At 24.9% G+C, this 1,061-nt stretch carries 4 protein-coding genes; 1 reads left to right on the forward strand and 3 read right to left on the reverse strand.

Annotated features, from left to right (window positions below; translation table 4 throughout):
* Positions 1–318: hypothetical protein (locus C6B38_RS04740; protein ID WP_233485533.1), on the forward strand; the 318-nt coding region annotated here is incomplete at its 5' end.
* 18 nt (positions 319–336) lie between these two features.
* Here C6B38_RS04740 and C6B38_RS04745 read toward each other — a convergent pair.
* From C6B38_RS04745 to C6B38_RS04750, 3 genes are all read right to left on the reverse strand, one after another.
* Positions 337–522 carry a hypothetical protein gene (locus C6B38_RS04745; RefSeq protein ID WP_105298844.1) on the reverse strand — a complete coding sequence of 62 codons (186 nt, stop codon included), beginning with the start codon at positions 520–522 and terminating at the stop codon, positions 337–339.
* A 75-nt stretch (positions 523–597) separates the two neighbouring features.
* A complete protein-coding gene (locus C6B38_RS10025) occupies positions 598–765 on the reverse strand; it encodes a hypothetical protein (protein WP_162475876.1) in 168 nt (55 codons plus the stop codon).
* Positions 766–769: 4 nt separating this feature from the next.
* Positions 770–1,061: hypothetical protein (locus C6B38_RS04750; RefSeq protein WP_233485534.1), on the reverse strand; the 292-nt coding region annotated here is incomplete at its 5' end.

Here is a 1,061-nt window from a genome sequence, read left to right on the forward strand (position 1 = left end):
TTCAACAGATACATTAATGATTGTTTTACTTCAACAGATACATTAATGATTGTTTTACTTGTATTAGCGGGTTCAGTTGGAACTGGTAGTCTTGGCGTTCTTGGTTTATCTGCTAAAAAAATTAAAAAATATAAAGCAGAAATTAGAGAATTACGAACTGCTGTAATTGCACATGAAAAGCATTTACGCGGTGCTGAAAGTGCAACAGAATTAGCAATTAAAACTGGACAAATTAAAAATGTCAAAAAACAAGTTAAAATTAATGATAAAGAATATGCTAAAAAAGAAGCGATTGAAAAACTTACAAATAGCATTTAAAAAAATAACCTTAATTGGTTATTTTTTATTTGTTTTTAAGATAATTAAATTCTTTTCACCATATTTATTGATTAAATATTCTCAGTYTCAGGTTGAATTGATATTTACATCTTCAACATCAATACCAGTTATATATTCACCAAGAGGAGTTTTACATGGTCGTTTACCTTGTTCTGAATGATAACACAAAATATATTTATTCATTATTATATCTCCCATCTTTTATTGCATTTCTTTTTATAACAACACTTTAATCTTTTATGCTTATAAGACTTTCTTTTATTTACTTTCATCTTCTTTATTATTTACAATATAGTAATTAATAAAGTGCTGTACTCTTTGGTTGTGTGTATATAATTCAGGTAATTCATTTCATATTTTTGCTTGTTCTTTATTTAAGTAAACATTAATATTTCTAATTACAATTTGATGATTTTTTGTTTTCATAATATTACCTCTCATAATTAGCAATAATAATTGCATCGCGGAGATGATTACTTATTTTTTCATTATTATAAAATCAACCTTTACCATATTGATAAGTTAAATTAGTATCTTTATCATATTTTCATAAACAACTATCATTATATTTACTTAAATTTTCCATATTTTTAACAACTGATTTAGTATGTCGTGGGGATACTCAGTTAGATACTCAATTAATAATAGTATAATGTTTCTTTTTAATTTCAATAGCTTCAATAGCACCTAGTAATCGCAATAAATCATCACGGTCTTTTGAA

This window comes from Spiroplasma sp. ChiS (assembly GCF_002968355.1).
Taxonomy (GTDB): Bacteria; Bacillota_I; Bacilli_A; order Mycoplasmatales; family Mycoplasmataceae; genus Spiroplasma; species Spiroplasma citri.